Source organism: Streptosporangium sp. NPDC003464, assembly GCF_053588315.1.
The window spans coordinates 1-22,222 of the sequence record NZ_JBSFPS010000100.1 but is presented as its reverse complement, the minus strand read 5'-3'; the positions used below and the strand labels follow the sequence as shown (position 1 = coordinate 22,222).

Here is a 22,222-nt window from a genome sequence, read left to right as displayed (position 1 = left end):
CGACATGCGGATCTCCGCCAGAACCCAGTACGCGCTGCGGGCCGCCACCGAACTGGCCGCCGCGCCGCCCGGCCCCGTGCCCGCCGAGAAGATCGCGGTGGCGCAGAACATCCCCCGGAGGTTCCTGGACAACATCCTGCTGCAACTGCGGCGGGCCGGGCTCATCCACAGCCAGCGCGGCCCCGACGGGGGCTACTGGCTGGCCCGGCCGGCCGAGGAGATCACCCTGGCCGATGTGGTCATGGTGGTCGAGGGCAACCCCGAGCACTCCCAGCACGGCGGCTACCCGGGGGTCGCCGGGCCCCTGGCCGACGTGTGGAGCCTGCTGCGCGAGCACGAGGAGACGCTGCTCACCGAGATCACCCTCGCCCACATCGCCAAGGACGCGCTCCCCGACGCCCGCCCCGGCCACGCCCAGTACGACCAGGCGGTGAGCCCCGGCCACGCCCAGTACGACCAGGCGGTGAAGGGGCCGCGGGACCCGCGCCGGTCAGTGGAAGACCTTCAGGCCGACGATCCCGGCCACCACCAGCAGCAGGCAGGCGATCCGGGCCGCTGACGACGGCTCGTCGAGCCAGAGCATGCCGACGAGCGCCGTGCCGACCGCGCCGATCCCGACCCACACCGCGTAGGCGGTGCCGACCGGGATGTACTTCAACGCGTAGCCGAGCCCGGCCATGCTCAGGACCAGCGTCACCACGAAGATCACGGTGGGCAGCGGCCTGGAGAACCCGTCGGATCTCTCCAGGGCGACCGCCCAGGCCGTCTCCATCGCTCCGGACACCACCAGAATCAACCACGCCACCGGCCGCCTCCCGATCCCTTTCCTCGCCGTACCCGTCACGCGCGCTCACCGACCGTGGCATGATAACCACGGTCAGAGGTTGCAATGATTTTCATAATCAGATTGGATCGTCGTCGTGAGGGTGGCATTCGTCGGTAAGGGCGGCAGCGGCAAGACGACCGTGTCGGCGCTGTTCGCGAGATACACCGCCCGCCTGGGCCGGCCGGTCGTCGCGATCGACGCCGACATCAACCAGCACCTGGGCATGGCCCTGGGTGTGGCGGAGGGCGCGCTGCCCCGGCCGATGGGCGCGCACCTGAGCGAGATCAAGGAGTTCCTGCGCGGGGTCAACCCGCGCATCTCCTCGGCCGCGACGATGGTCAAGACCACCCCGCCCGGCCGCGGCTCGCGGCTGCTGCGCCTGGAGGAGCCCGACGACCCGATCCACGCCGCCTTCACCGCCGCCACCCCGGACGGAGCGCGGCTGATGGTGACCGGCCCGTTCGACGACGACGACCTCGGAGTGGCCTGCTACCACTCCAAGGTCGGCGCGGTGGAGCTGTATCTCAACCACCTCGTCGACGGGGCGGGCGAATACGTGGTGGTCGACATGACCGCCGGGGCCGACTCCTTCGCCTCGGGGCTGTTCACCCGTTTCGACATGACGTTCCTGGTGGCCGAGCCGACCCGGCAGGGCGTGGGGGTCTACCGGCAATACCGCGACTACGCGGCCGGCTACGGCGTGCCGGTGGCGGTGGTGGGCAACAAGGTGCACGGGCCGGAGGACGTCGAGTTCCTGCGCGAGCACGTCGGCGAGGACCTGCTGGTGTGCCTGGAGCACTCGGCGGCGGTCCGGGCGATGGAGCAGGGGCGCCGTTTCACCCTGGAGGACCTGGAGCCGGCCAACACCGAGGCCCTGGGCAGGCTCCTGCAGCACCTTGACGCCCAGGAGAAGGACTGGCCCCGGTTCGGCCGCCAGGCCGTGGAGTTCCATCTCAGGAACGCCGCGGCCTGGGCGGACAGGGCCACCGGGGAGGACCTCGCCGCCCAGATCGACCCCGACTTCGTCTTCGGGCCCACGCGAGTGTCGCTCCTGCGCTAGATGGAGCGCTCAGCGGGCCCGACCTAGTGTCTGAACGATCCCCTTCTGAGAGGAGAACGCAGCATGTCGCTGACCGTTTCGAACGATCTTCTCGATCAGGCGAAAGCCGGTGACGTGGACGACGAGGCATTCGTCGCCTGCGTCCGCGACTCCCTGCCCTACGCCTGGTCGGTGATCAGCGAGCTGGTCGAGCAGCGTGACCGCAGCGGCGCCGAGTTCGCCGACAACACCGTCCCGCCGCCGGACGAGAGCGCCCGCGGCCAGCTCCTGCGCTGCCTCGCCAGCGACTCCATGCGCGGCGCCCTGGAGCGGCACTTCGGGGTCCGGCTGGCCTTCCAGAACTGCCACCGGGTCGCGGTCTTCGACCCGTCGGCCACCGAGGCCCACGCGGAGTTCGTCACCGCCAGGTCCCAGATCCTCAACCAGACGCCCGAACTGGTCGACTGTTAGAGGCGCCCTCCACGGACCCGGGGCAGCACCTCCGCCCCGAGCCGCCTGATGTTGCCGAGGGTGCGGGCCTGCTCGCCCGCGCCCTCGACCATGAGGATCAGGTGCCGCAGCCCGGTGGCCTCCACGGTCCGGGTGATCCTCTCCACGCAGTGGCCGGGCGAGCCGACGGGGTGCGTGTCGCACAGGAAGTCCACATACCGGCCGATGTCGCGCCGGGGCCGCGGCCGGCCGTCCACCGGCACGTATCCCGCCAGCCCCGGCTCCAGCCACCGTGGCATGGCCTCCTTCAGCTCCCTGACGGCCTGCGCCGTCGAGTCGCCCACGTGCCCCACGACCGCCGCCACGTGCCCGGGCGAGGGCGGCCCCGCCGGCCCGCCCAGCCCCCCGCCGGGCCCCCGGACCGCCTCCCCGCCGGCCCCTCCGGCGCCAGGTCCCCGCCCGCCGGGCTCCCCGCCCTCCCGGCCGCCCGGTGCCCGCCGTACGGCCGCCTCCCGGTAGTCGCGGAGCATGGCGGCCTTCTCCTTGTCCCCGATGTGCATGCCCAGCAGCATCGGCAGTCCGCGATCGGCGGCGAGCGCCACGGTCTCCGGCGAGGTGCAGGCGACGACCGGCCGGAGCCGGACCGCGGGCACCATGGGCACCTCCCTGAACCGGAAGAACTCCCCGTCCGCCGAGACCGTCTCCCGGCCCAGGGCCGTGCACAGCAGGTCGAGCGACTCGGCGAAGCCGCGCTCGAACCGCGCCAGCCCCGTCCCGAACACCTCCAGGTCCACCCACGGCCCGCCCCTCCCGACACCGAGCGTGAACCGCCCCCCGGAGACCTGGTCGAGGACCGCCGCCTGCTCCGCGAGGTCGACCGGGTGCCGGGTCGACAGCACGCTCACCGCCGTCCCGACCCGGATCCGCGAGGTACGGCCCAGCGCCACCCCGGCCAGCGTCACCGCCGACGGGCACACGCCGTACGGCATGAAGTGGTGCTCGGCGATCCACGCGTCGTCGAACCCCGCCTCCTCGGCGGCGACGACCGCCTCCACCGTCTCCCGCAACACCGCCCCCGGCTCCCGCCCCGGGAACCCGGCCGCAATCAGAAAGACACCGATACGCATGGTGAGTACTTTGAAACGGCGCGCGTGGACAGGGAAGGCCGGATCGCCGTTCCGACCGGACCCCGCGGAGATCCAGGACCCCGGACAGGCGACGACGTCGCCTTCGCGGAGATGGACAGCGAGATCGTCGTCATTCCGAGAAAGAACGTCACACCACCGAGTTCGGACCAGGACGCATGGCACGATGGAGAGGGAGGCGGAGATGGACTTTGACGCGGTGAAAGCACGGCTTACCGAGCTGTGCCAGCAGTTCGGCATCAGCGAGCTGTCCGTCTTCGGATCCGCCGCGCGAGGAGAGGAGCGGCCGGACAGCGACCTCGACCTCCTCTACGTCCACGCCGAGGGCGCCCCGCTCGGCCTCCTTGAGATCATGACGCTTCAGGAGGAGCTGGAGGCTCTCTTCGACCGCCCCGTCGACCTGGTGGCCAAGCGCTACCTCAACGAGACGATCAAGGATCAGATCCTGCATGACGCCCGAGTCCTCTACGCGGCGTGACGAGCTCTACCTCGCCGACATCGTCAAGTCCGCGCGATCCATCGCGACCTTCCTCAAGGGCGTAGAGGAAGATCAGTGGCTCCATGACGAGCAGCTGCAGTCAGCCGTGCAGTGGAAGATCATGAACATCGGCGAAGCCGCGAACGGCATAAGCGAAGCCACCAGAGCCAGGCGTCCCGAGGTCGCCTGGCGATCCATCCGGGGCCTCCGGAACATCCTCGCCCATGCCTACTTCTCGATAGACCTCAGCGCGGTCTGGAAAACGTCCAAAGTCGATGTCCCCACCCTGGAAAGGCATGCGCTGGACCTTCTCTGGCTGATCAACCCCGACTCCGCGAAACAGCTTGAACCACCTGGTGGCTCGGCCGGCGGGCGGCTTTCCTAGCCGAACAGCCCGAGCTGCCCCTCTCCGGCCAGGGGGTTGCGGTGTCTCTTGAGGTGGCGCCAGCGGGGCAGGTCGTCCAGGTAGGACCAGGACAGCCGGTGGTGCTCGGTCGGGCCGAGCTCGGCCAGGGCCTTCTGGTGAACCGGGGAGGGGTAGCCCGCGTTGTCGGCGAAACCGTAGTCCGCCAGGCCGAGTGAGGCCATGTAGGCGTCGCGGCGGACCTTGGCGATCACCGAGGCGGCGGCCACGGAGACACAGGACAGATCACCCTTGATCTCGCACCGGACCGGCCACGGCGCACCCAGGTAGTCGTGCTTGCCGTCGAGGATGACCGCGTCGGGCCTGACCGGCAGCTCCGCCAGCGCCCGTCTGGCCGCCCGGCGCAGGGCCTCGGTCATGCCGAGCTCGTCGATCTCCTCGTGCGACGCCTCGCCGTACCCGATCCCGGCCGCCCAGCCGGTGATCTCGGCCACCATGGACGCACGGCGGGCGGGGCTGAGCATCTTGGAGTCGGTCAGGCCCGCGGGCGGCTCTGACAGGTCCGTGACGACCGCGCAGACCGCCACCGGCCCGGCCCAGGCCCCTCGCCCGACCTCGTCGACCCCGGCCACTGTCTTCGTCCCGCCGGCCGACAGCAGTCGCTCGAGCGCGTAGGAGGGAGGCACGCCCCCGACGTTACCGGGCGGCGAGCTCCACCGCCTCCAGGTCGGCGGCCAGCAGGCGGGCGGCGACGTGGACGGCGCGCAGGGTGACGGAGACGGCGGGACGGTGGACGCCGGAGGCGCGGGCGACGGCGTGGACGTCGCGGCCGACCGGGGCGCCGGGAAACTCGCGGACGACGATGCCGCGGACCCCGGAGGCCAGGGCCAGGGCGGGGACGGCCGCGATGCCGATGCCCTTGGCGACCAGGCCGAGGATGGTGCCCAGGCCCTCGAACTCCCACGGCACCGGCTGGGCGCCGCCGAAGTCGGCCAGCAGGCGGTCGACGGCCAGGCGGGAGGGCTCGCCGTCCGGGGTGGCCATCCACGGCTCGTCACGGAGCTCCCGCAGGTCCACGGGCTCGTCCAGCGAGGCGAGACGGTGCTTGCGCGGCACCACGAGCACCAGCGGATCGTGCAGCAGCGGGAAGACCCGCAGCGTGTCGGACTCGCGCACCCGGCCGTACCAGTCGTCCACCAGGGCGATGTCCACCTCGCCCGACTGGACCTCGCGCATCCCCCGCCCGGAGCGTCCCTGACCCATCCGCAGGGTCAGCGCGGTGTGCCGGCGCAGCGTCCGGGCCAGGGCGGGCGCGAAGGCCACCGCGGCGGTGGGGAAGGCGGTGACGGTGACCCGGCCGGAAGGGGTCGCCGCCTGGGCGGACAGGTCGGACTCGGCGGTCTCGACCATGGACAGGATCCGTTCGGCGTGCTCGACCAGGCGGCGCCCGGCGTCGGTCAGCTCCGCGCTGCGCGCGGTCCGGTCGAGGAGCACGGCCCCGGCCTCCCGTTCCAGGGCCGCCAGCTGCTGGGAGACCGCCGACGGGCTGTAGCCGAGGGAGGCGGCGGTGGCCGCGATGCTTCCCCGGCGGGCGAACTCGCAGATCACCACCAGACGGCGCAGATCGAGCATCAGACTTCCTTATGCCTACCCACAGTAACCAAAGCTTGTGCTGATGCCTACAGCCCACCACGCTTGGGAACGTTCCGCAATGAGCGAGAGGACTCCCCATGAACGTGACGCTCTCCGCCACGTTGGCGGCCAACGAGGACATCGAACGAAGACGGCGCGCCGGTGAGCGCGTGCTGCACCTGGCCTTCGGAGAGGCCGGTCTGCCCGTTCATCCGGCGCTGCGCGAGCGGCTGATCGCCGCCTCCGAGCACAACGGATACGGGCCGGTGGCCGGGGCGGCCGCGCTGCGCGAGTCGGCGGCCGGATACTGGCACCGGCGGGGCCTGCCCACCGATCCGGAGCTGGTGGTCTGCGGCCCCGGGAGCAAGTCCCTCCTGTACGGCCTGCTGCTGGCGATCGGCGGCGACATCGTGCTGCCGATGCCGAGCTGGGTCAGCTACGCCGCCCAGGCGGACCTGGTCGGGGCACGTCCCCTGCTCGTACCGGCGCCCCCCGGCGAGGGAGGGGTGCCGGACCCCGAGCGGGTCGCCTCCGCGGTCCTGCACGCGCGCTCCCAGGGGCGCGAGGTGCGCTCGCTGCTGGTCACGCTGCCCGACAACCCCACCGGCACGCTGGCCGCCGCGCACACGATCAGGCGGATCGCCGAGGTCGCCCGCGACCTCGATCTCATGATCATCTCTGATGAGATCTACCGCGATCTCGTCCACGACCCCGCCGCGCGCTTCCTCAGCCCGGCCGACCTGGCCCCCGAACGCACCGTGATCACCAGCGGGCTCAGCAAGAGCCTCGCCCTCGGCGGCTGGCGGATCGGCGTCGCCCGGCTCCCGTCCGTGGCGCTGCGCGACCGGCTGCTCGCCGTGGCCAGCGAGATCTGGTCCAGCCCCGCGGCCCCCGTCCAGCAGGCGGCGGCCTACGCCTACACCGAGCCCGCCGAGCTCGTCGAGCGGATCGACGACAGCCGCAGGCTGCACGGCACGGTGGCGCGGGCGGTGCACGAGAGGTTCGTCCGGGCGGGTGTACGGGTGGACGCGCCGCAGGGCGGCTTCTACCTCTACCCCGACTTCACCGGGCTGGCCTACGCGACCTCCGCCGAGCTGACCGCGGACCTGCTCGACAGCCACGGCGTCGGAGTGCTCCCCGGACACGCCTTCGGCGACGATCCCAGGGCCCTGCGGGTGCGGGTGGCGACCAGCCTCCTGTACGGCGAGACGACCGAGCGGCGGCTGGCCGCGCTGGGCTCCGCCGACCCCCTCGGACTGCCCTGGATCTCGGCCTCGCTGGACCACCTGAGCGAGGCTCTGACCGGCCTCAACACGGCGCGACGGGTCCCCAGCAGGCTCATGCGCACGGCCCTGGTCCCGACCCCGGCGGCGGGGTGATCACCAGCAGCCGCACTTGGCGGAAAATTTACTCGGGCGGCACCGGCGCCTGAGACCACATCCGCGTGGCTGACCTGCGCTTTTGCGCTCCACGCGCCAGGGAGACAGGCATTTTCCTGGATGCTCACCAAGATGTCCCGTGTCATTTGGCACCGGGCATCGCGAAGAGCCCTCATCATGTGCTCATGCCCGCTTTTGTCACCCTGTCCGGGCGCTCCGTGCGCCTGGAACCGCTCAGCCTCGCGGCCGTCGACGACCTCGTCGCCGCGGCGAGTGAAGACCGTTCTACTTACGCCTTCACTCGCGTCCCCCATGGCCGGGGCGAGATGGTCTCCTACGTGGAGGCCACTCTGGCTGAGCAGGCGGAGGGCCGCACGATGCCCTTCGCCATCCGGTGGCTGCACACCGACCGCGTCGTCGGTGCCACCCGTCTCATGAACCTGGAGTACTGGCAGGGTCCCATGCCCTGGCCGCCGGGTGCACATGGTGCGGTGGGCGAGGTCCCGTCCGTGGCGGACATCGGTTACACCTGGCTGGCCGCTTCGGCCCAGGGCACGGGTGTCAACCGGGAGAGCAAATACCTGATGCTCTCCCTCGCCTTCGAGACCTGGCAGGTCCACCGCATCACGCTCAAGGCTGACGTACGGAACGTACGCTCCCGGGCCGCCATCGAGGCCCTCGGCGCGCACCTCGACGGTGTGCGACGGGCTGAGACCCGAGGCGCCGACGACACGGTCCGAGATACCGCCTACTACTCGATCCTGAGCTCCGAGTGGCCGCTCGTCCGAGAACGGCTCCACGCGCGGCTCGGTCTGGTCGAGGCCGCGTAGAGGCGTCCCCGAAACTTCGATGACTTCATGGAACAGAAAGGCCCGCCCGGGACTCCGGGCGGGCCTGATGTTCCTCCGGCGGCCGGTCCGGCCGGCCTCCGGCCTCACTCGTCGTCGTCGCCGTCGACCTCGTAGACGTAGTCCCACCTGCCGCACAGCTTCTTCTTGGCCTGGTTGTTGTCCCAGTAGCAGACCCGGACCTGGACGTTGTCGACGTCGTCCTTCCAGAAGTGGAAGTTCTGGTAGCCGCTGGAGCCGCACTTCTTGCTCCAGTAGTAGGACTCGTCGCCGTCCTCGTTCTCGAACTTGACCTGGGCGTAGCCGCACAGCCAGCTCGGCGAGTACTTGTCGTAGAGCTTGCCCCGGACGTGGACCCTGTCGAAGCCGTCGGTCCACACGCGCCCCTTGGCCTTGGCGCGGGAGTCGTCGTAGTACTTGGAGTAGTCGTAGCCCCAGTAGTCGTCGTAGTCACTGGTGGCGGTCGTGCTCGCGGTGAGCGTGGCGGCCGAGGCGGAGGTGGCCAGGGCCGGGACGCCGGCCGCGATGACGGCGGTGGCGGCGGCCAGGCCCATGAGGGTGCGGGTGGTGCGGCGCATCATGGTTCTCCCTGAGGGTGGGGCGGCTCCCTTTTCCTGGTGGAGGAGCCATGGCTCATTGATAAGGCGCACCGCCTGCACCGCACTTACAGTGCCTTTATCAACGCCTGATCGGCGCCTGCAAACTACTGACATGTCGGGCATGGCAGCCCCCGTATGGCGCCATGCCCGACAGCCCTCAGCATCACGTTGACGGCTCAACGCCCGATTGACGGCTAATCAACGCTTCGGTTAACGAGCGAGCGGCCATCTATGGAGTAAGCAACCAAGGATCTATCATTTGGCCATAAAACTTTCCATTGATGCGGAGATCAGAGAAATGGCCGTTCAGGACAGCGGAGACGGACTGCGCTTCGCCGTACTCGGCCCTGTCCAGGCGTGGCGTGGCGGCATCGAGCTCGATCTGGGCACTCCTTTGCAACGTTCCATCCTGGCGATGCTGCTGCTGCGCGAGAACCGGGCGGTCACGCCGGGCGAGGTGATCGACGCGGTATGGGGGGAGGACGCCCCGCCACGCGCCCTCGGGGCGCTGCGCACCTACGTCTCCCGGCTGCGGGCCGTGCTGGAGCCCGGCAGGTCCCCCCGCACCCGCCCCGAGCTGCTCACCTCGGTCGGCCGGGGCTACGCGCTGCGCCTGAACGGTGGCGTCCTCGACCTGAGCCTCTTCGACCAGGGCGTCCAGGAGGCCGAGACCGCCCGCCGCGCCGGCGACCTCGCCGGGGCCGCCGAGAGCCTGCGCGCGAGCCTCGCGCTGTGCACCGGCGAGCCACTGGCCGGGGCCGTCGGCCCCTACGCCGAGCACCAGCGCGACCGGCTCGTCGAGCGCCGGATGAGCGTCCTGGAGACCCTGATGGACCTGGACCTGGAGCTGGGCCGGCACGCCGACGTCGTCTCCGAGCTGATCGCGCTGACCGCCGACCACCCGCTCCGCGAGCGGCTGCGGGCCCAGCTCATGCTGGCCTACTACCGGTGCGGGCGGCAGGCCGAGGCGCTGGCGGCCTTCGCCGACACCCGCGCCGCGCTGATCGAGGAGCTCGGCATCGAGCCGGGCCCCGACCTGAGCGCCCTGCACCAACGGATCCTCACCGGCGACCCGGGCCTCACCCCCGCCCCGGTCTCCGCCCCCGTCTCCGTCTCCGTCTCCGGCGCCGACCCGGTACGGCCCACGCCCACCGACGCCGCCGAGACCGTCCGGGAGGCGGAGGCCGCCGAGCCCGTGATCCCCGAGCTGCCACGCCCGGCGCAGCTCCCCGCGGCGGTGAACGATTTCACCGGCCGCCGCCAGATCGTCGCCCGGCTGTGCACCCTGCTGTCCACCCAGGGCGGGGCCGACGGGGTGCCGGTGGCCGCCATCTCCGGGATCGGAGGGGTCGGCAAGACGACGCTCGCGGTGCACGTCGCCCACACCCTGCACGACCTGTTCCCCGACGGCCAGCTCTACGCCGACCTGCGCGGATACGGTGAGGATCCGGCCGCCCCCGAGTCCGTGCTGGCGGCCTTTCTCCGCGGGCTCGGCCTGCCCGCCGACGTCATCCCGGACGGCCTGGCCGAGCGGTCGGCGCTGTTCCGCTCGATCCTGGCCGAGCGGCGGATGCTGGTGCTGCTCGACAACGCCAGGGACGCCGCCCAGGTCAGCCACCTGCTGCCCGGCTCGACCGGCTGCGCGGCGATCGTGACCAGCCGTCACAAGCTCGCCGACCTGGCCTCGGCCCGGCTGGTCGACCTGGACGTCATGGAACCGGACGAGGCGCTGGGCCTGTTCGGCACGGTCGCCGGCGCCGAGCGGGTGGCCGCCGAGCGCGCCGCCGCCATGGACGCCGTCGCCGCCTGCGGCTTCCTGCCGCTCGCGGTGCGGATCGTGGCGGCGCGCCTGGCCGCCCGCGCCTCCTGGACGGTCGCCTCGCTGGTGTCCCGGCTGGCCGACGAGCGCCGCCGCCTGGACGAGATGCGCGTGGGCAACCTGGCGGTGGAGGCGACCTTCGCCCTCGGTTACGGCCAGCTCGGCCCGGCGCAGGCCCGGGCGTTCCGGCTGCTCTCCCTGCCCGGCGGCCCGGACATCTCGATCGGGGCCGCCGCCGCGCTGCTCGCGCTGAGCCCGATGGACACCGAGGACATCCTGGAGTCCCTGGTGGACGCCAGCCTGCTGGAGGCCCCCGCCCCCGGCCGCTACCGCTTCCACGACCTGCTCAAGCTCTTCGCCCGCCGCACCGCGGAGCGCGCCGAGGGGGAGACCGGACCGTCGGCCGGGGCGGCGGGCGCCGTCGCCGACGGGGAGGGCGCGCCCGCGCTGCGCCGGCTGCTCGACTTCTACCTGGCCTCCGCGCGGTCGGCGCACCGGCTCGCCTACGAGGGCAGCACGGTCGCCGACCAGCTCGCGGTGGCCGGGCCGGGTCACGCGTTCGGCTCGGCCGACGAGGCCGTGGCCTGGCTGTCGGTCGAGGCGGAGTCGCTGTTCGCGTCGATCGCCCAGGCGAGCGGCGCCCGGGCGGCCGAGGCCCTGCTGCCCGGCGCCGACCTGCTGCTGGCCATGGAGCCGCTGCTGGAGTCGGGCAGCCACGCCCGGGAGTTCGAGCAGCGGACCAGGGAGATGCTGGCCGTCGCCCAACGGCTCGGCGCCACCTCCAGTGAGCTGCGCTGCCACTACGTGCTGGGCCGGGTGCTGTTCGGCGCCAACCGGCTGGCCGAGGCCGACAGCGAGTTCCGGGCGTCGCTGGACCTGGCCGCCGGGGGCGACCGGATCGTCACCGGCGAGGCGATGAACGCGCTGGCCGTCGTGGCCGGCCGCCGGCGCCGCCACGTGGAGGCGCTGGCCTGGTTCGACTCGGCGCGCGAGGTGTTCAGGGAGGTCGGCGCGCGGGGCGGTGAGGCCCTGGCGCTCAGCTACTCCGCCCGCGACCACCTGTTCCTGGGCCAGCAGGAGGAGGCGACCGCCGCCGCCGAGCAGGGGCTGGCCGTCTTCATCGAGATGGGCTCCAGCGCGGGCACCGCCCGGGCCCGCTACCACCTGGGGATGGTCCTGTCGCGGGTCGGGCGGCTCAACGAGGCGGTCCACCATCATGCCGAGTGCCTGGCTTTCTTCCGGGCCAGCAAGCAGCGGGTGTGGGAGCAGCGGGTCTGCTCGCGGCTGGCCGAGACGTTCATCACCGCCGGCCGGTTCTCCGATGCCACCCGCCACGCGGAGCAGGCCCTGACGGTCAGCCGCGAGATCGGCCACCCGTACGGCGAGGCGCTGTCGCTGTGGGTGCTAGGCAGGGCGCTCGCGGGGCTCGGCAGCACCGCCCGCAGCCGCGACTGTCTCCAGCGCGCCCATGACATCTTCGTCAGGCTCGGCGCGCCCGAGGCCGCGGACCTGCGTGCCCTGCTCGATCGCGACCACGTCGGCAACTGACCCGAGTCCGTCGTACAGGTCGTCGTCTAGACGCGTCATCCAGAAGTGGTTGATCACCGGGGTCCCTGTCGGTCTGAGCCTGGAATCGGATGGATGTGGGTGCCCGGCCAGCCGTCAGGCCATCGGGTGACGCGTAGGGGGCCCGGTCATCCGGTGCGTCACCCGGTGGCCGGCCGCCTCACTTCGACGACCGGCCGGACTCGAACACGGTCCCTTTCCCCCCGGGACCCGTGCCCACAGCCAGAGCATGTCCCCCGGCGCTCAACATTCGATCAAAAAGCGATCGGCAGGGATATCCACAACCTGTGGACGATCATCCTGTGGATATGTGGAAAAACCCTTCGGCGATCAGTGGACGGAGCGCTCCGGGGGCCTTGGACCGCAGCTCATCGAGGTCCTCCCCGGTGAGCTCCGCGATCGCGGCGAGCAGCGGGTCCAGTGGATAATCACCGTCGCAGACCCCGGCGAGAGCCGCTTCCACGGTCCCCACCTGTGCACTGCGGCGCAGCCCGCCGGTCTGCCTGAGCGTGATCCTCGCCGGGTCCTCCGCGCCGGGCGGGCCGATCCGCTCCTCCAGCACGCCGTCGGCCAGCGCCAGCCGGGCGCCCAGCAGCTCCTCGTCGGACAGCCGGTGCGCCTCGGCGATCGAGCCCAGCACCCCGTCGACGTAGCCGCCGACCGGCAGCTCCACCCGCTGGCCGAACTCCTCGACCCGCACGACCGGGTCGAGGCTGCCGGAGTCGTGCACGGTGATCCAGCCGAAGCCGATCCCGGTGACGCCGAGGGACTCGAACCAGCCGAGCCAGCCGTCGTAGAGCTCGCGGTAGCGGGGGGTGCCCTGCTCGGCGGCGTCCCGCAGCCACAGCTCCACGTATTCGGCCGGGTCCTGCACGTCCCGCTGCACCACCCAGCCGTCGCAGCCGGTCCCGGTCAGCCAGCCGCCCACCCGGTCCCGCCAGTCCTCGCCGCCGACGTGCAGCCAGTTGGCCAGCAGCTGGCAGGTGCCGCCGGGCGCGAGGAAGCGGGGGGCCAGCCGTACGAGGTCGCGGCAGAAGCCGTCGGCCGCGGAGCCGGACTCCCGGTAGGTGAACCGGCCGGCGGGGGAGATCACGAACGGCGGGTTGGAGACGATCAGGTCGAAGCGGTCGCCCTCGACGGGATCGAACAGGGAGCCGCGCCGGGCCTCCACCCCCTCGACCCCGGACAGCGCCCAGCTCAGCCGGGCCATCTCCAGGGCGCGGGGATTGACGTCGGTGGCCACGATCTCCTCGGCCCGGCCGGCCAGGTGCAGCACCTGGACCCCGCACCCGGTGCCGAGGTCGAGGGCGCGCTCCACCGGGCGGCGGGAGACCAGCTGGGCCAGGTTCGCCGAGGCCCCGCCCGCGCCGACGACGTGCTCCTCGCGCAGGGCGGGGTCGCCGGGCCTGACCTTGCGGTCGGAGACGACGTAGCCGCCCGTCTCCCAGGGCTGCAGGTGGACCGTGGAGGTGATCCGGCCCGCCTCCGCCCTCACCAGGCCGGCGGCGGCCAGGTCGGCCACCGGGAGGGCGGCGGGCGCGTCCACCGGCACGCCGAGCCACCACAGCCGGATCAGCGTGCCGAGGAGGTCTCCGTCGCGGGTGGCGCGCAGGGCGGGCACCATCTCCTCGCGGGAGAGCGCGGTGGCGGCGACCTCGCCGAGCCGCTCGCGGACGCCGTCGATGGTGTAGCCGGCGTCGAGCAGTAGCTCCCTGAGCCGGACAGGCAGATCGTTCACCGGGCCATCCTCGCATCAGCGGCCTCATCACCCCCTCGATGCACAGAGTGATCAGACTGTTACAGATTGCGTAAGCATTCTGCAAGCCGACCTCAAGCACGGAGGGGTAATTCTGTAGAGCCGCCTCATCCGCTCAAAGGATCCGTGATGTTGATCCCATGCTTCGCCTGTGAGTCCCGTTTCCGACCTGATGAGTATTTCCGCGCCTGCCACGACTACAACCGGGGGATGGACCTGGTCGCCTGGACCTGTCCCCGCTGCGGCAACCGGGACGAGCTGCGGGTCCTGCCCGGGGAGCTGGGCTTCGGCTACCCCCGGCGCGGCAGGTTCGACGTCTGCGACCGGGTGCGCGTGCCCGGCCTGCGCCGCCGCCGCCAGGACCTGCGGCTGGACATCTCGCTGGACGAGGAGGTCTGGCGGGTCCCCACCCGGCTGCGCCGGCTGGCGGGGGCGCGCTGAGGCCGTGCCGGCCGGCGGGAGCGCGCCGAGGCCCCCGGGGACGGAGCCCGCGCGGGTCCGGGGTCAGGCGGGCTGCTGGCGCAGGCTCTGCCAGGCCGCCTCGCACAGGCCCGCTATCTCCTCCTGGGTGGGCTGGTGGGCGCCGGCGAACCACAGGCGGCACATCTCGGTGGCGGGGCCGAGCCAGAGCACGTAGCACATGGTCGGGTGGACGGGCTGGAGCAGGCCGTCCTTCATGTGGGGGCGCCACCAGTCGGAGACCTGCTTGAAGAACGCACGGCGCGAATCCGACACCTCGGTGCCGCCCGGCTCGTCGCGCTTGGGCGGCCGTTCGCTGATCAGCAGGTGCGCCCGCTCGCGGTTCTCGCCGCACCAGGCCATGTGCAGCGCGACGATGGCCTCGATGCCTTCCTTGGCGCCCTCGTGCCGCTGCAGCTCGGCGAGGAAGACCTCCTGATACATCCGGAGGGTGTCGGCGTAGAGCACGCCGTAGACGTGTTCCTTGCTCGCGAAGTGGTGGTAAAAACTACCGACGCTGACGCCGCTCTCCTCGCGGAGGCTGGCCAGTGTGGTGGCCGAGACGCCGTCCTGGCTGAATCGGCGCAGGGCACCCTCGATGATCCGGGTGCGGCCGTCGCGTCCGCTCTTGGCACTCTTCACAAGGTCAATGGTGCGGCAACAGAACCTTGTTCCGCAAATATCGCGGGGACGCCTCAGACCGAGTCGAGCATATCGCCTCGGCCGCGGCGGCCCGCCCCGGACCTGGGAGACCACCCCGGACGGGTCACAGGTCCACCGCCGCCGTCACCTGGACGGCCCCGCCGGAGGCCCGCATGGTCGCCTCCGGCCACGCCCTGCGGACCATCGACAGCACCTTGCGGTTGTCGCCGAGCACGTCCATCCCGAGCGTCCGGGCCCCGCCGACGGAGGCCCGGCGGAGCAGCCGCCGGGCGAGCCGGGAGCCGACCCCGCGCCCCTGCCACTCGTCGGCCACCACCAGGGCGATCTCGATGTCGGTCGCGTCCCCCTTGAAGCTCATCGCGTGGCCGACGACGGCCTCCCCGCGTACGGCGAGCAGCGCGTCCCGTCGCTCGTCCACCGCGAGCAGCGCCCTGACCAGGCTCGCGCTCGGCCGGGTGATCCGGGTGAAGAATCGCTGCGTCTGCGTCCGCGGCGACAGTCCCGCGAGGAAGCGACGGATCCGCTCCTCGTCGTCCGCCCGGGCCGGCCGGATCTCGACGCCGTCGCCGGGTACGGCCGGCGACGGGCCGTGGTGCGCCCACGCGAGCTGAGTTCGCATCATGGACTTAGAGTCGCCCCGCCAGGCTGAGTATGTCAACTAGACTTAGATGGCGTTGGAGGTGATGCCATGGCGACTTACGATGCGGACATGAGTGAGGCGGCCTCCGGCGACATGCCCCTGCGGGTGGACAACTGCTCCATCGAGCGCGCCCTGGCCATCGTCGGCGAGAAGTGGTCGTTCCTCGTGCTCAGGGAGGCGTTCAGGGGGGTCCGCCGCTTCGCCGACATGCAGGCCGCCACCGGGGCGCCCAGGCAGGTGCTCAGCGCCCGGCTGACCCGGCTGGTGGATGAGGGGCTGCTGCGCAAGGTCCCCTACCGCGAGCCCGGCCAGCGCCGCCGGGACGAATACCGGCTGACCCAGATGGGGCTCGACCTCTACCCGACCATGGTCGCGCTGATGCGGTGGGGCGACCGCTATCTCGCCGACCGGGAGGGGCCGGCGGTGCTGCTGACCCACCGCGGCTGCGGGGCCCCGCTCGAACAGCACTTCCGCTGCGCCGACGGCCACGAGGTCACCGGCCCCCGGGAGGTCACCCCGCACCCCGGGCCGGGCCTGCGCCCGCCCGCCGTAGCGCGCGCAGGCAGCGCCGGAGGCTGAGCACCGAGATCAGCGCCGCGCCGCCGAGCAGCACCGCGACCGCCGTGGTCCGCACGAGCAGGTAGGTCTCCAGGGGCTGGCTGAGCAGCAGCCACAGGCTCAGCCCCGCGTTGAGGAGTTGCGCGCCGCCCCACAGCACCGACTGCCCCACGAAGAAGCGGCGCATCCGCGGATGCTCCAGCAGGTGCTCGGGGAACGGGACCAGGTCGGTCGCCACCCGCTGGACCAGCGGCCGCCGCAGCCGCGCGGTGAGCAGGAAGCCCATGCTCGCGCAGAAGACACCGAGACAGGACGGCAGGAAGAACAGCGCGGGGTTCTCGGCCACCCAGGCCAGCACCATCCGGACCGTGATCGTCCCGGCGGCCAGGATCACCGTGCCGGGCACCGGCCCGCGCCTGGCCAGCCGCCAGGCGATCCCGCCGTAGACCCAGGCCACCGCCACGGCCAGCGCGCCGTACGGGCCGAAGAACACCAGCCCGACGTAGAAGACGGCGACCGGGAGGATCATCCCCTCCAGCACCCGGGGTGCGGCGTGCCGCAGCAGCGCCCCGAGCCGGGGCAGCGCGACCGGGACCACGGGGGGCGACAGGAGCAGAGTCATCAGGCGCGGGCTCCGGAGATCATGGAACGTTCCGGGGATGGATCCACCCGACCGTACGGGATGTCCGGAGCGTCCGGGAGACTTCCCGCGACTCCGACGATCGGGCGTTCCGGGCACCCTACTACGGCGGAAGACGTGGTCGAGGGAGAGAGCGGTGCCCCCGGTGCCTACTCTTGGGAGCGTGTACCGGTTCCTTCTGACTCCTCGATGGCTCGCCCTTCACGTGGTGGTCCTGCTGGTCATCCCCGCTTTCGTGTTCCTGGGGCAATGGCAGTTCGGGCGTTACGAGGAGCGGTCCACCACCAGTCACGAGGTCACCGCCAACCTGGCGGCCGCGCCCGTGCCCGTGGACAGGCTGACCACGCCCGGCGGCACGGTGCGCGTCCAGGACAAATACCACCCGGTGACGGCGACGGGGACGTTCGACGCGGCCCACCAGCTCCTGGTCCGCCGCCGCGTCCAGGACAGCGTGGTCGGCTTCTACGTGCTCACCCCGCTGGACATCGGCAACGGCCGGGGCGTACTGGTCAACCGGGGCTGGGTCAAGGCGGGCGCCACGGCCGACGCCCTCCCCGAGGTGCCCGCGCCGAGCACGGGTGAGGTGACTGTCACCGGCCGGATACGGCCCACCGAGACCGAGGAGTCCTCGGGCATCCAGGACCGGGCGGGCCTCCCGCCGGGCCAGGTCCTGCTGATCAACACCGAGGCGATCGGGCGGGGCCTGCCGTACAAGCTCCTGGGCGGATACGTGGAGCTGACCGAGCAGTCGCCCAAGGCAGCGGCGGCGCCGGCCCCGGTGCCCGAGCCGGACGTCGGCGCGGGCGGCGGGCTCAACCTGGCCTACGGCGTGCAGTGGTGGCTGTTCATCGGGATCGCGGTCGGCGGCTGGGCGCTGCTGATCCGCCGGGAGGCCGCCGACCTCAGGGCCGAGGAGGCCAAGAAGGCGGCCCACCCCGTCGACGCCTGATGTCCCCGCCACCCGGTGCTGGATAGGTTGGAGCCCGTGATCCGGCATATCGAGTTCGCGCGGCTGCACAATTTCCGGGACGTGGGCGGATACCCCACCGAAGACGGGCTGGAGGTGCGCTGGCAGCGGCTCTACCGGTCCGACTCGTTGCACTGGCTCGCCGACGACGACCTCGGCCGCTTCGAGGCACTCGGCGTCCGGACGGTGATCGACCTGCGCCATCCCGAGGAGGTCGAGCGCCGGGGCCGGGCGCCCCACGGCCCGCTCTACCACAACTTCTCGGTGGAGCACCGGCGCTGGAACGTCGAGCGTGACTACCTGCCCGACGCCGGGATCGCCCGGTTCTTCGCCGACCGCTACCACGAGGTGGCCCACGACGGGAAGGTCGAGATCAGGAGCGCCCTGGAGATGATCGCCGAGGCGGGCAACGCCCCCGTGGTGGTCCACTGCGCGGCGGGCAAGGACCGCACCGGGGTGCTCACGGCACTGGTGCTGCGGCTGCTGTCGGTGCCGGAGGAGGACGTGATCGCCGACTACGCGCTGACCGGGCTGGCCACGCCCCGGCTGATCGCGTACTGGCAGCGGGAGAATCCGGGCGAGCCGGTGCCGTGGCCGGGTTTCGGCCAGGCGCCCGCCGAGGCGATGCGGCTGTTCCTGACCGAACTCGGCCCGGTCCGCGACTACTGCGCGCGGATCCTGAAAATCGACGAAAAGGTCATAACTTCCCTTCGACAACATCTTCTGAAAAATCCCGATATTCGGACGATCTCTGGGTAGGGGCACCGATCAGGGCCCGCCAAGAGCAGCACCCTCAGGGCGGGTCCGCCCCCGGGGCCGCCGCCTTTCCCCCTGTGGCGGCCCCGGGACCGGTGGGGAGGCATTACAGATACCAAGCGGAGACCTCGCAGCTTGATGAGTGTTATGCCAGCGACGTACGGTTTACCGCGTGACTACGCCGCTGCTCCCCGACCCCGAGCCCAGGCGGCGGGATTATGTGATCATTTCAGCCGATGATCATTTGATCGAGCCGCCCGACATGTTCGAAGGCCGGCTCCCCGAGAAATACGCCGACCTCGCCCCCAAGGTGGTCGAGACCGAGTCGGGCCACCAGGTCTGGCGCTACGGCGGGGCCACCTACCCGTGCGCCGGGCTCGACGTGGGCGCCGGCCTGCCGCGCGAGCAGTGGACGCTCGACCCGGTGCGGTTCGAGCACATGCGGCCGGGCTGCCACGACATCGAGGCCCGCATCGAGGACATGGACCGGGCCGGCGTCTGGGCGGCGCTGTGCTTCCCCGGCATGCTGGCCGGGCAGTCCGGGATGGTCTTCGCCAAGACCCGCGACCAGGAGCTGGGCCTGTCGGTCCTGCGGGCGTGGAACGACTGGCACGTCGACGTCTGGGCGGGCACCTACCCGGAGCGGATCATCGCCCTGCAGCTCCCCTGGCTGACCGACCCGGAGATCGCCGCCAAGGAGATCCGGGAGAACGCGACCCGCGGTTTCAAGGCCGTGCTCTTCCCCGAGTTCCCCACGCGCCTGCGCCTGCCGTCCATCCACAGCGACCACTGGGACCCGTTCTTCCAGGCGTGCGAGGAGACGGGGACCGTCGTCTGCCTGCACGCCGGCGCGGGCTCCTGGGCCCCGGTGCCGTCCCCGGACACCCCGATCGAGGCGATCACCACCCTGATGCCGGCCAGCGCCATGTTCGCCTGCGCCGACTGGCTCTGGTCGGGCGTGCCGCTGCGCTTCCCCGCGCTGCGGATCCTGATCGTGGAGGGCGGCGTGGGCTGGCTGCCGATGCTGGCCGAGCGGGCCGACTACGCCCTGGACCACCCGGTCGCGGGCGAGGCGGCCTGGGAGGGCGGCCTGAAGCCCAGCGAGGTCCTGCGCCGCAACTTCTTCTTCGGCACGCTCAACGACCACGCCCTGTCAGGGGTGCGCCTGGCTGTGGGCCTGGAGCACGTCCTGCTGGAGAGCGGCTACCCGCACTCCGACTCCACCTGGCCCGACACGCAGAAGGCCGTCGCGACGAACCTGGGCAGCCTGCCGCCCGCCGACATCGCCAGGGTGGCCTACGGCAACGCCGCCCGCCTGTTCGGCCACCCGCTGCCCTCCCGCGCCTGGCTCAGGATGGAAAAGCTCTGACCTGCCTGCGCTCCCAGTCGACGTAGCGGCCGCTCTCGCCGAGCAGCGAGCCCATCAGCCAGAGGAAGACGCCGAAGTCGTCGGCCACCCCGATGAGCACCAGGAAGTCCGGGACGACGTCGACCGGCGAGAGGATGTAGAGCACGCCCAGGCCCATCATGGCCAGCTTGCTCTTGCCCATGCCGGGATACCGCCCGCGCATCACCGCGCCGATCATCTTCGGGATGGCCCGCAGACGGGCGCCGAGGCCGGGCGAGCCCGGCTCCGTCACGCTCTTGTACGTCCGCCAGGCCTGTGCCGCACGCGCCGCCTTCGCCATGGGGGAACCTCCTCGGAGCACGTTCGTCTGGCGGCTTACTACCCCGCCGTTTCACGATATAACGCGTCACCTCCGCGCCGGGTTCCCGCGGCCGGCCGGGCCGTCCCGCGGCGGGTTCCCGCGGCCGCCGGGCCGTCCCGCGCCGGGAGCCGGCTCCTGTACGGCCCGCCGGGTCATCCCGCGGCGGGAGCCAGCTCCCGTACGGCCTGCGCGATCGGGACCTCGCCACCGGGGATGGGGGCGAGCACCGGGGTGTCCAGCCCGCTGTCCACGTACTCCCGGATCCTGGCCCGGCACGTCGCCGCGTCGCCGTGCACGACGAGCGCGTCCACGACCTCGTCCGGGATGGCCTTGAGGGCCGCCTGGCGGTCGCCCGCGGCCCAGGCCTCATGCATCGGCCGCAGCACCTCACCGCGCCCCAGCCACTCGTGGAAGGCGGCGTAGACCGGGACGGTCAGATAGGCGGCGAGCATCCGCCGGCCGAGCTCCCGCACCCGCTCCGCGTCCTCGCTGACGCACACGAACAGCCGGGCGATCAGTTCGGTCTCCGGGGTGAGCTCGGCCCTGACCTTCCGCACGTCCTGCGGCGAGAGCCAGTTGGTGATCGCGCCGTCGGCCTCGGCGGCGGCCAGGCGGAGCATCCGGGGCCGCAGCGCGGCGAGCACGATCTTCGGCGGGACCTCGGGGGCGCGCTCCAGCCTGAAGCCCTTCACCTCGAACGTCTCGTACTTCTCGGTGACCTTCTCCCCCGCGAGGGCCTTCCTCAGGAAGCGCAGGGTGTCTCTGGTCCTGGCGAACGGCCTGACGAACTCACCGGCGTTCCACCGCTCGACGATGGCCGGGGAGGAGGCCCCGACTCCCAGGACGAACCGTCCGGGGGCGAGGTCGGCGAGCGTGGCGGCCGACATGGCCAGCAGGCCGGGCCCCCGGGTGGAGACCGGGACGATCGCGCTGCCGAGCCGCAGGCCGGGGGCCCATTCGGCGGCCAGCGCCAGCGGCACGAAGCCGTCGACGCCGTTGACCTCGGCCGACCAGACGTCGGTGTAGCCGAACCCGGGCAGTTCGGCGACCAGCTCCCTGGACCCGGCCAGCGTGCGGTCGTAGAAGGGGATCGTCATCCCCCAGCGTGCGCCCGTAGCCATCTGCCGCCTCCGTGTCCGTGGTCGCCGTCCAGAACGACATTCTGATGTAGCTTGCCGCACCCGATCGGGGGGCCGTCAATAGATTGACCATACCAACCGGACGGTATGTTACTTGGAACGATCTTTACCGCCTGCTCACTTACCCCTTCATCACCGTGCGTTAGGTGTTAGAACGTTCGGGTGACGATGAACAGGCGCGTGAGACAACGACGGCGACTACTCGGCGCGGCGGTCCTGGCGGCCTGCATCGCCGCGCCCGTACCGGTGGGATCGGCCGGCGCCGCGGCCTCCGCCGACGGCCGGACGGCCCCTACCGGCCACTGCCGCAGATCCGAGCACGGCGGGCCGCCGCCCGGGACCGCCACCCCGACCCCGGCGCCCTCCGTGCCGGCGCCCGGCGCGGCCCCGAGAGCGGTCCTCAGGGCGCTCGCGGAGGCGGCGGGGCTCCGGCACCCGGGGCACCCGGCCGAGCCTCCACCGCCCTTCCCGGAGGAGCCCGGACACCCCGCCGACGACCACCCGGAGCCGGAGTATCCCGAGCCTGAACACCCCGGCCCCGGATATCCCGATCCCGAATATCCCGGGCCGGGATATCCCACGCCCGAGCCTCCGTATCCGACGGCTCCCCCGCCTCCCACGCCGACGGTCCCGCGGCCGCCGACGCCACGGCCGCCCACGCCCCGGCCCGTCGAGCCGCCCGCGCCGCCGAGGCCCCAGCCCAGCCGGGCCGTCGCCCCGCCGTCGGCCACTCCCCCCCCCCCCCCCACCCCAAACGAAAATCCCACCTCTTAAAAACACTAACACAAAC

At 71.9% G+C, this 22,222-nt stretch carries 23 protein-coding genes and 1 pseudogene; 13 read left to right on the top strand and 11 right to left on the bottom strand.

Going from position 1 to position 22,222, the window contains the following annotated elements; genetic code table 11:
- Nucleotides 1-4: 4 nt before the first annotated feature.
- Nucleotides 5-394, top strand: a pseudogene (locus ACWDS7_RS22540) (RrF2 family transcriptional regulator); the annotation flags it as partial.
- Between the two features lie 96 nt (nucleotides 395-490).
- Here ACWDS7_RS22540 and ACWDS7_RS22535 read toward each other — a convergent pair.
- Entirely contained in the window at nucleotides 491-805 is a 315-nt protein-coding gene (locus ACWDS7_RS22535) for a DMT family transporter (protein WP_451930859.1), read from the bottom strand.
- Nucleotides 806-920: 115 nt separating this feature from the next.
- Here ACWDS7_RS22535 and ACWDS7_RS22530 point away from each other — a divergent pair, with 115 nt between their 5' ends.
- Nucleotides 921-1,886, top strand: coding sequence for an ATP-binding protein (locus tag ACWDS7_RS22530; RefSeq protein WP_451930858.1), 966 nt, complete (start codon nucleotides 921-923; stop codon nucleotides 1,884-1,886).
- Between the two features lie 63 nt (nucleotides 1,887-1,949).
- A complete protein-coding gene (locus ACWDS7_RS22525; protein WP_451930857.1) occupies nucleotides 1,950-2,336 on the top strand; it encodes an SCO5389 family protein in 387 nt (128 codons plus the stop codon).
- Here ACWDS7_RS22525 and ACWDS7_RS22520 read toward each other — a convergent pair.
- Nucleotides 2,333-3,442, bottom strand: coding sequence for an LLM class flavin-dependent oxidoreductase (locus ACWDS7_RS22520; RefSeq protein ID WP_451930856.1), 1,110 nt, complete (start codon nucleotides 3,440-3,442; stop codon nucleotides 2,333-2,335). The genes ACWDS7_RS22525 and ACWDS7_RS22520 overlap by 4 nt on opposite strands.
- Nucleotides 3,443-3,644: 202 nt before the next feature.
- On the opposite strand from ACWDS7_RS22520, the gene ACWDS7_RS22515 reads away from it, so the two are divergent.
- Both ACWDS7_RS22515 and ACWDS7_RS22510 read left to right on the top strand, forming a co-directional pair.
- Nucleotides 3,645-3,938 carry a nucleotidyltransferase family protein gene (locus ACWDS7_RS22515; RefSeq protein WP_451930855.1) on the top strand — a complete coding sequence of 98 codons (294 nt, stop codon included), beginning with the start codon at nucleotides 3,645-3,647 and terminating at the stop codon, nucleotides 3,936-3,938.
- Complete coding sequence (locus ACWDS7_RS22510) at nucleotides 3,910-4,323, top strand: HepT-like ribonuclease domain-containing protein (protein WP_451930854.1); 414 nt, start codon at nucleotides 3,910-3,912, stop codon at nucleotides 4,321-4,323. Before ACWDS7_RS22515 ends, ACWDS7_RS22510 begins: the two co-directional genes overlap by 29 nt.
- Here ACWDS7_RS22510 and ACWDS7_RS22505 read toward each other — a convergent pair.
- Together ACWDS7_RS22505 and ACWDS7_RS22500 are read right to left on the bottom strand one after the other, a co-directional pair.
- Nucleotides 4,320-4,988, bottom strand: coding sequence for a ribonuclease HII (locus tag ACWDS7_RS22505; RefSeq protein ID WP_306861360.1), 669 nt, complete (start codon nucleotides 4,986-4,988; stop codon nucleotides 4,320-4,322). The two genes, ACWDS7_RS22510 and ACWDS7_RS22505, sit on opposite strands and share 4 nt — an antisense overlap.
- Nucleotides 4,989-4,998: 10 nt before the next feature.
- On the bottom strand, nucleotides 4,999-5,934 hold the full coding sequence (locus ACWDS7_RS22500; protein ID WP_451930853.1) for a LysR family transcriptional regulator: 936 nt from the start codon (nucleotides 5,932-5,934) through the stop codon (nucleotides 4,999-5,001).
- Nucleotides 5,935-6,032: 98 nt separating this feature from the next.
- On the opposite strand from ACWDS7_RS22500, the gene ACWDS7_RS22495 reads away from it, so the two are divergent.
- A complete protein-coding gene (locus ACWDS7_RS22495) occupies nucleotides 6,033-7,313 on the top strand; it encodes a pyridoxal phosphate-dependent aminotransferase (RefSeq protein WP_451930852.1) in 1,281 nt (426 codons plus the stop codon).
- 185 nt (nucleotides 7,314-7,498) lie between these two features.
- On the top strand, nucleotides 7,499-8,143 hold the full coding sequence (locus ACWDS7_RS22490) for a GNAT family N-acetyltransferase (RefSeq protein WP_306861366.1): 645 nt from the start codon (nucleotides 7,499-7,501) through the stop codon (nucleotides 8,141-8,143).
- Between the two features lie 104 nt (nucleotides 8,144-8,247).
- On the opposite strand, the gene ACWDS7_RS22485 is transcribed toward ACWDS7_RS22490, so the two are convergent.
- Complete coding sequence (locus ACWDS7_RS22485) at nucleotides 8,248-8,742, bottom strand: hypothetical protein (protein WP_451930851.1); 495 nt, start codon at nucleotides 8,740-8,742, stop codon at nucleotides 8,248-8,250.
- Between the two features lie 316 nt (nucleotides 8,743-9,058).
- Between ACWDS7_RS22485 and ACWDS7_RS22480 the strand changes: the two genes are divergently transcribed.
- Nucleotides 9,059-12,127: an AfsR/SARP family transcriptional regulator gene (locus tag ACWDS7_RS22480; protein ID WP_451930850.1), complete on the top strand. Its 3,069-nt coding sequence runs from the start codon at nucleotides 9,059-9,061 to the stop codon at nucleotides 12,125-12,127.
- Nucleotides 12,128-12,440: 313 nt separating this feature from the next.
- Here the strand turns inward: ACWDS7_RS22480 and ACWDS7_RS22475 are convergent, their stop codons facing one another.
- Nucleotides 12,441-13,883: a DUF7059 domain-containing protein gene (locus tag ACWDS7_RS22475; protein WP_451930849.1), complete on the bottom strand. Its 1,443-nt coding sequence runs from the start codon at nucleotides 13,881-13,883 to the stop codon at nucleotides 12,441-12,443.
- A gap of 147 nt (nucleotides 13,884-14,030) precedes the next feature.
- On the opposite strand from ACWDS7_RS22475, the gene ACWDS7_RS22470 reads away from it, so the two are divergent.
- On the top strand, nucleotides 14,031-14,342 hold the full coding sequence (locus tag ACWDS7_RS22470; RefSeq protein WP_306861373.1) for a hypothetical protein: 312 nt from the start codon (nucleotides 14,031-14,033) through the stop codon (nucleotides 14,340-14,342).
- A 63-nt stretch (nucleotides 14,343-14,405) separates the two neighbouring features.
- On the opposite strand, the gene ACWDS7_RS22465 is transcribed toward ACWDS7_RS22470, so the two are convergent.
- Together ACWDS7_RS22465 and ACWDS7_RS22460 are read right to left on the bottom strand one after the other, a co-directional pair.
- Nucleotides 14,406-15,002: a TetR/AcrR family transcriptional regulator gene (locus ACWDS7_RS22465; RefSeq protein WP_306861375.1), complete on the bottom strand. Its 597-nt coding sequence runs from the start codon at nucleotides 15,000-15,002 to the stop codon at nucleotides 14,406-14,408.
- A 124-nt stretch (nucleotides 15,003-15,126) separates the two neighbouring features.
- Nucleotides 15,127-15,645 (bottom strand): N-acetyltransferase family protein, encoded by a 519-nt coding sequence (locus ACWDS7_RS22460; protein WP_451930848.1) that lies wholly within the window; start codon nucleotides 15,643-15,645, stop codon nucleotides 15,127-15,129.
- A 66-nt stretch (nucleotides 15,646-15,711) separates the two neighbouring features.
- Between ACWDS7_RS22460 and ACWDS7_RS22455 the strand changes: the two genes are divergently transcribed.
- Nucleotides 15,712-16,242, top strand: coding sequence for a winged helix-turn-helix transcriptional regulator (locus ACWDS7_RS22455; protein WP_451930847.1), 531 nt, complete (start codon nucleotides 15,712-15,714; stop codon nucleotides 16,240-16,242).
- Here the strand turns inward: ACWDS7_RS22455 and ACWDS7_RS22450 are convergent.
- A complete protein-coding gene (locus tag ACWDS7_RS22450; RefSeq protein WP_451930846.1) occupies nucleotides 16,175-16,843 on the bottom strand; it encodes a VC0807 family protein in 669 nt (222 codons plus the stop codon). The two genes, ACWDS7_RS22455 and ACWDS7_RS22450, sit on opposite strands and share 68 nt — an antisense overlap.
- A gap of 181 nt (nucleotides 16,844-17,024) precedes the next feature.
- On the opposite strand from ACWDS7_RS22450, the gene ACWDS7_RS22445 reads away from it, so the two are divergent.
- The 3 genes from ACWDS7_RS22445 (at nucleotide 17,025) to ACWDS7_RS22435 (ending at nucleotide 19,953) form a co-directional block, all read left to right on the top strand.
- A complete protein-coding gene (locus ACWDS7_RS22445; RefSeq protein ID WP_306861384.1) occupies nucleotides 17,025-17,810 on the top strand; it encodes an SURF1 family cytochrome oxidase biogenesis protein in 786 nt (261 codons plus the stop codon).
- A gap of 36 nt (nucleotides 17,811-17,846) precedes the next feature.
- Entirely contained in the window at nucleotides 17,847-18,587 is a 741-nt protein-coding gene (locus ACWDS7_RS22440) for a tyrosine-protein phosphatase (protein ID WP_451930845.1), read from the top strand.
- Between the two features lie 169 nt (nucleotides 18,588-18,756).
- On the top strand, nucleotides 18,757-19,953 hold the full coding sequence (locus ACWDS7_RS22435; RefSeq protein ID WP_451930844.1) for an amidohydrolase family protein: 1,197 nt from the start codon (nucleotides 18,757-18,759) through the stop codon (nucleotides 19,951-19,953).
- Here the strand turns inward: ACWDS7_RS22435 and ACWDS7_RS22430 are convergent.
- Nucleotides 19,934-20,272, bottom strand: coding sequence for a YkvA family protein (locus ACWDS7_RS22430; RefSeq protein ID WP_306861390.1), 339 nt, complete (start codon nucleotides 20,270-20,272; stop codon nucleotides 19,934-19,936). The genes ACWDS7_RS22435 and ACWDS7_RS22430 overlap by 20 nt on opposite strands.
- 173 nt (nucleotides 20,273-20,445) lie before the next feature.
- Nucleotides 20,446-21,414: an LLM class F420-dependent oxidoreductase gene (locus ACWDS7_RS22425; RefSeq protein WP_451930843.1), complete on the bottom strand. Its 969-nt coding sequence runs from the start codon at nucleotides 21,412-21,414 to the stop codon at nucleotides 20,446-20,448.
- Between the last annotated feature and the right edge of the window lie 808 nt (nucleotides 21,415-22,222).

Bases quoted from the DNA above. Each gene is read 5' to 3' on its own strand.
- ACWDS7_RS22525 (WP_451930857.1), top strand. From the start codon at position 1,950: ATGTCGCTGACCGTTTCGAACGATCTTCTCGATCAGGCGAAAGCCGGT.
- ACWDS7_RS22520 (WP_451930856.1), bottom strand. From the start codon at position 3,442: ATGCGTATCGGTGTCTTTCTGATTGCGGCCGGGTTCCCGGGGCGGGAG.
- ACWDS7_RS22515 (WP_451930855.1), top strand. From the start codon at position 3,645: ATGGACTTTGACGCGGTGAAAGCACGGCTTACCGAGCTGTGCCAGCAG.
- ACWDS7_RS22510 (WP_451930854.1), top strand. From the start codon at position 3,910: ATGACGCCCGAGTCCTCTACGCGGCGTGACGAGCTCTACCTCGCCGAC.
- ACWDS7_RS22500 (WP_451930853.1), bottom strand. From the start codon at position 5,934: ATGCTCGATCTGCGCCGTCTGGTGGTGATCTGCGAGTTCGCCCGCCGG.
- ACWDS7_RS22495 (WP_451930852.1), top strand. From the start codon at position 6,033: ATGAACGTGACGCTCTCCGCCACGTTGGCGGCCAACGAGGACATCGAA.
- ACWDS7_RS22490 (WP_306861366.1), top strand. From the start codon at position 7,499: ATGCCCGCTTTTGTCACCCTGTCCGGGCGCTCCGTGCGCCTGGAACCG.
- ACWDS7_RS22485 (WP_451930851.1), bottom strand. From the start codon at position 8,742: ATGATGCGCCGCACCACCCGCACCCTCATGGGCCTGGCCGCCGCCACC.
- ACWDS7_RS22480 (WP_451930850.1), top strand. From the start codon at position 9,059: ATGGCCGTTCAGGACAGCGGAGACGGACTGCGCTTCGCCGTACTCGGC.
- ACWDS7_RS22470 (WP_306861373.1), top strand. From the start codon at position 14,031: ATGTTGATCCCATGCTTCGCCTGTGAGTCCCGTTTCCGACCTGATGAG.
- ACWDS7_RS22460 (WP_451930848.1), bottom strand. From the start codon at position 15,645: ATGATGCGAACTCAGCTCGCGTGGGCGCACCACGGCCCGTCGCCGGCC.
- ACWDS7_RS22455 (WP_451930847.1), top strand. From the start codon at position 15,712: ATGGCGACTTACGATGCGGACATGAGTGAGGCGGCCTCCGGCGACATG.
- ACWDS7_RS22450 (WP_451930846.1), bottom strand. From the start codon at position 16,843: ATGACTCTGCTCCTGTCGCCCCCCGTGGTCCCGGTCGCGCTGCCCCGG.
- ACWDS7_RS22430 (WP_306861390.1), bottom strand. From the start codon at position 20,272: ATGGCGAAGGCGGCGCGTGCGGCACAGGCCTGGCGGACGTACAAGAGC.
- ACWDS7_RS22425 (WP_451930843.1), bottom strand. From the start codon at position 21,414: ATGGCTACGGGCGCACGCTGGGGGATGACGATCCCCTTCTACGACCGC.